Annotated in this window: 4 protein-coding genes; all 4 read left to right on the top strand. The window is 66.5% G+C overall.

Going from position 1 to position 4,973, the window contains the following annotated elements; genetic code table 11:
* Positions 1 to 181 precede the first annotated feature (181 nt).
* The 4 genes from QMX96_RS26430 to QMX96_RS26415 are packed head-to-tail and all read left to right on the top strand — an operon-like array spanning position 182 to position 4,865.
* Positions 182 to 655, top strand: a complete 474-nt coding sequence (locus QMX96_RS26430; protein WP_043863066.1) for a MarR family transcriptional regulator — start codon at positions 182 to 184, stop codon at positions 653 to 655.
* On the top strand, positions 652 to 2,118 hold the full coding sequence (locus QMX96_RS26425) for an efflux transporter outer membrane subunit (protein WP_088515681.1): 1,467 nt from the start codon (positions 652 to 654) through the stop codon (positions 2,116 to 2,118). The genes QMX96_RS26430 and QMX96_RS26425 overlap by 4 nt, the downstream gene beginning before the upstream one ends.
* Before the next feature lie 18 nt (positions 2,119 to 2,136).
* Positions 2,137 to 3,339, top strand: a complete 1,203-nt coding sequence (locus QMX96_RS26420; protein ID WP_043863064.1) for an HlyD family efflux transporter periplasmic adaptor subunit — start codon at positions 2,137 to 2,139, stop codon at positions 3,337 to 3,339.
* Positions 3,336 to 4,865, top strand: a complete 1,530-nt coding sequence (locus QMX96_RS26415; RefSeq protein WP_282362706.1) for a DHA2 family efflux MFS transporter permease subunit — start codon at positions 3,336 to 3,338, stop codon at positions 4,863 to 4,865. The genes QMX96_RS26420 and QMX96_RS26415 overlap by 4 nt, the downstream gene beginning before the upstream one ends.
* Positions 4,866 to 4,973 lie beyond the last annotated feature (108 nt).

The raw sequence follows: 4,973 nt of genomic DNA, 5'->3' as shown, positions 1-4,973 counted from the left end.
GGCCAAGCCCGCGCCCACAGGCTGATGACCCATCCTGTGGGAGCGGGCTTGGCCCGCGATACAGGCGCCGCACTACCTCCTTTTGTCGACCAAATAGAAAGCAAGCTAATTAATGCTTGGCCATTCGCTGCCTGAGCAGTAATATCTGCGGCATCCACTGCCTAAGCAGGTATCTCCCTTCATGCAGCACTTCACCCCCGAAAACTTTCAGTCCTGCACCATCGGCATGCTCCTGGGGCGCGCCGCACTGGTGAAGGACCGCATTCTGGACAGCCACCTGCAGGACTTCGGCGTCACCGCCGCGCAGTTCAAGGTGCTGATCATCGTGTCCCAGTACGGGGTCGATACCCCCGCCGAACTGTGCCGTTTCCTCAGCCTGGACAGCGGGTCGATGACGCGCATGCTCGATCGCCTGGAGCAGAAGGGCCTGATCGCCCGCAGCCGCTGCCCGCAGGACCGGCGCCAGGTACGCCTGGAGCTCACCGCCGATGGCGATGTGCTGGCCGGCCAGTTGCCCCAGATCGGTGCCTCGGCGATGAACGAGCTGGTTGGCGTGCTGGCCCCGGACGAGCTCAAGACCCTGGAAAAGATCCTGACCAAGGTGCTGCTGGCGGCCGGCGATGCCGTCACCGCTCTGCGCGTGGAGGCCCAATGAAACCACGAGCCCTGCGTGCCGGTGCAAGCCTGCTGGTGCTTGCCCTGAGCCTGGCCGGTTGCGCCAACTACAGTGGCCTCGATACCCAGGGCCGGCGCCTCGGCGCCGCCGACCTGCAGGCTGGCAAGACCCTCGGCGGCGTAGCCCTGTCGCCTGCGGCCTGGCCCAAGGGCGACTGGTGGACCCGCCTTGGCGACCCGCAACTGGACAGCCTGATCGGCGAGGCCTTGCGCGACAGCCCCGACATGCAGGTTGCCAGCGCCCGTGCCCATCAGGCCAGCGCCGCGGCCTACGCTGCCGACGCCGAGCGCATGCCCACGCTGGATGCCAGCGCCGGGGTCAGCCGCTCGCGCCTGGCCCGTGACCAGGACCCGACGGGGCAGGGCGGCAGCTACTCCACCCTGCGCAGCCTGAGCGCGACCTTCAACTACACCTTCGATCTCTGGGGTGGGCAACGCGATGCCTGGGAAGCCGCCCTGGGCCAGGCCCGTGCCGCCGAGGTGGACCGCCAGGCCGCACAACTGACCCTGGCCGCCGACGTTGCCCGTGCCTACAGCCAGCTGGGCCAGGCGCACATCGTCAACGACCTGACCCAGGAAGACCTCAAGCGTACCCGCCAGATGCTCGAACTCAGCCAGCGCCGGCTGGCCTCGGGTATCGACAGCCAGTACCAGCTGCAGCAGACCGAAAGCCTGGAGGCCAGCTCCCAGGAGCAGGCCATCAATGCCCAGAAGCAGCTGCGCAGCGCGCAGATCGCGTTGGCGGTGCTGCTGGGCAAGGGCCCCGACCGTGGCCAGCAGATCGCCCGCCCCAATGTGCTCAAGCCTGCTGCGGTGGCGCTGCCCTCGGTGCTGCCGGCCGAGTTGCTGGGCCGGCGTCCGGACCTGGTGGCCGCGCGCTGGCGGGTCGAGGCGGCGAGCAAGTCGATCGATGCGAGCAAGACACGCTTCTACCCCAACCTCAACCTGAGCGCCGCCGCCGGCACCCAGGCACTGCTGGGCGATGCGATCTTCGGCGCGCCGAGCCGCTTCTTCAACATCGCCCCGACCGTGTCGCTGCCGATTTTCGACGGCGGGCGCCTGCGCGCCGACCTCGATGCCCGTGATGCCGACTACGACCTGGCCGTGGCGCAATACAACAAGAGCCTGGTGCGTGCACTGGGCGAGGTCAGCGACAGCATCGACCAGCTGCATGCACTGGGCCAGCAGATTGCAGCCAAGCAACGTGCCACCGACATCGCCCAGCAGTCCTACGACACCGTGATGCAGCGCTATGGCTCCGGCATCGGCAACTACCTGGATGTGCTGAGCATCGAACAGCAGCTGCTGCAGTCGCAGCGTCAGCTGGCCGAACTGAACGCCGAACAGATCGACCTGTCGATCCAGTTGATGCAGGCGCTGGGGGGCGGCTACCAGGCCGACACCCAGGCCGCCGCATTGCCCTCGACTTCCCGCAATCAATAAAACGCCAAGGTATTTCTCATGGCCACTGCATCCTCCCCGGACACTGCCCCTACCGAGCAGGACCTCAACAATCAGCGCAAGCGCAAGACGCTGCTGCTCGGGCTGCTGGTGCTCGTACTCGTGCTTGGCGCCGGTGTGTGGGCCTGGCACGAGCTCTACGGGCGCTGGAGCGAAAACACCGACGACGCCTATGTGAACGGCAACGTGGTGGAAATCACCCCGCTGGTCACCGGCACCGTCACCAGCATCGGCGCCGACGATGGCGACCTGGTGCACGCCGGTCAGGTGCTGATCCAGTTCGACCCGAGCGACACCGAGGTCGGCCTGCAGAGCGCCGAGGCCAAGCTGGCCCGCGCCGTGCGCCAGGTGCGTGGGCTTTACAGCAACGTCGACGGGCAGAAGGCCCAGGTGGCGGCGCGCAAGGCCGAGCTGCAGAAGGCCCAGGAAAACTACAACCGACGCAAGACCCTGGCCGCCGGCGGGGCGATCTCGCAGGAGGAGCTGTCCCACGCCCGTGACGACCTGGCATCGGCACAAAGTGCGCTGAGCAATGCCCAGCAGCAGCTCAACACCACCACCGCGCTGGTCGACGACACCGTGGTCTCCTCGCACCCCGAAGTGCAGGCTGCCGCCGCCGACCTGCGCCAGGCCTACCTGGACAATGCCCGCACCACCCTGGTGGCGCCGGTCACCGGCTATGTGGCCAAGCGCACGGTGCAACTGGGCCAGCGCCTGCAGCCGGGCACCGCGACCATGGCGGTGATTCCGCTGGATCAGCTGTGGATCGACGCCAACTTCAAGGAAACCCAGCTGCGCAACATGCGTATCGGTCAGCCGGTGGACATCGTTGCCGACCTGTACGGCAGCGACGTGAAGTACAGCGGCACCATCGACAGCCTGGGCGCCGGTACCGGCAGCGCCTTCGCCCTGCTGCCGGCGCAGAACGCCACCGGCAACTGGATCAAGATCGTCCAGCGCGTGCCGGTGCGGATCCACATCAACCCCGAGCAACTGGCCGAACACCCGCTGCGGATCGGCCTGTCGACCCAGGTCGACGTCGACCTGCACGACCAGAGCGGCCCGGTGCTGGCGCAACAGCCGCCGCAGAAAGCCTCGTTCGCCACCCAGGTGTACGACCGCCAGCTGGTGGAGGCCGATACCCTGATCGCGCGCCTGATCCATGACAACAGCGCCGCCAGCGGCAAGACTGCGCAGCGATGAGCGGGCAGGCTTCGTTCACCCCGCCAAGCCTGCTGCTGACCACCATCGGCCTGTCGCTGGCGACGTTCATGCAGGTGCTCGACACCACCATTGCCAACGTCGCCCTGCCTACCATCTCCGGCAACCTGGGGGTGAGTTCGGAGCAGGGCACCTGGGTCATCACCTCGTTCGCGGTGAGCAACGCGATAGCCTTGCCGCTGACCGGCTGGCTGAGCCGGCGCTTCGGCGAGGTGAAGCTGTTCATCTGGGCCACGCTGCTGTTCGTGCTGGCGTCGTTTCTGTGCGGTATCTCGCAATCGATGCCCGAGCTGGTCGGCTTTCGCGTGTTGCAGGGCGTGGTGGCCGGGCCGTTGTACCCCATGACCCAGACCCTGCTGATTGCGGTGTACCCCCCGGCCAAGCGGGGTATGGCCCTGGCGCTGCTGGCGATGGTCACGGTGGTGGCGCCGATTGCCGGGCCGATACTCGGTGGCTGGATCACCGACAGCTACAGCTGGCCGTGGATCTTCTTCATCAACGTGCCGATCGGCCTGTTCGCTGCCGCCGTGGTGCGTCAGCAGATGCGTACCCGGCCGGTGAGCACCAGCCGCCAGCCGATGGACTACATCGGGCTGTTGAGCCTGATCGTCGGGGTGGGGGCATTGCAGATCGTGCTCGACAAGGGCAATGACCTGGACTGGTTCGAGTCCAGTTTCATCGTCATCGGCAGCCTGATTTCGGTGGTGTTCCTGGCGGTGTTCATCATCTGGGAACTGACCGACAAGCACCCGGTGGTGAACCTGCGTCTGTTTGCCCACCGCAACTTTCGCATCGGCACCATCGTGCTGGTGGGCGGGTATGCGGGGTTCTTCGGCATCAACCTGATCCTGCCGCAATGGCTGCAGACCCAGATGGGCTACACCGCCACCTGGGCGGGGCTGGCGGTGGCGCCGATCGGCCTGCTGCCGGTGCTGATGTCGCCGTTCGTGGGCAAGTACGCGCACAAGTTCGACCTGCGCGTGCTGGCGGGGCTGGCGTTCGTGGCAATCGGTGCCAGCTGCTTCATGCGGGCCGGGTTCACCAACAAGGTGGACTTCCAGCACATCGCCCTGGTGCAGCTGTTCATGGGTATCGGCGTGGCGTTGTTCTTCATGCCCACCTTGAGCATCCTGCTTTCGGACCTGCCGCCGCAGCAGATCGCCGACGGCTCGGGGCTGGCGACCTTCCTGCGGACCCTGGGCGGCAGCTTTGCCGCGTCGCTGACCACCTGGATCTGGATTCGCCGGGCCGACCAGCACCATGCGTACCTGAGCGAAAGCATCAGTACCTATGAGCCGGCCACCCGTGAAATGCTCGGCCACCTGGGCGGGGCGAACGGGCAGTCGTATGCGCAGCTGGAGCAGATGCTCAACAGCCAGGCGTACATGATGTCGACGGTGGATTACTTCACGTTGATGGGCTGGGTGTTCGTCGGGCTGGTGCTGCTGGTGTGGCTGGCCAAGCCGCCGTTCGCGGCCAAGGCCGGGCCGGCGTCGGCCGGGCACTGAAAAAGGCTTCGCCGGCAAGGCCGGCTCCTACAGGATTACGCAAAACCTGTAGGAGCCGGCCTTGCCGGCGAAGGGGTAAGGCAAAGTCGAAGGGGGCCAGCTGGAACC

The organism is Pseudomonas sp. PS01300 (assembly GCF_029960155.1).
Classification (GTDB): Bacteria; Pseudomonadota; Gammaproteobacteria; order Pseudomonadales; family Pseudomonadaceae; genus Aquipseudomonas; species Aquipseudomonas palmensis.
The sequence above is the reverse complement of the archived record's forward strand: the minus strand, read 5'-3'. Positions and strand labels throughout refer to the sequence as shown.

Coding starts and splice junctions, on each gene's coding strand:
- QMX96_RS26430 (WP_043863066.1), top strand. CDS start 182: ATGCAGCACTTCACCCCCGAAAACTTTCAGTCCTGCACCATCGGCATG.
- QMX96_RS26425 (WP_088515681.1), top strand. CDS start 652: ATGAAACCACGAGCCCTGCGTGCCGGTGCAAGCCTGCTGGTGCTTGCC.
- QMX96_RS26420 (WP_043863064.1), top strand. CDS start 2,137: ATGGCCACTGCATCCTCCCCGGACACTGCCCCTACCGAGCAGGACCTC.
- QMX96_RS26415 (WP_282362706.1), top strand. CDS start 3,336: ATGAGCGGGCAGGCTTCGTTCACCCCGCCAAGCCTGCTGCTGACCACC.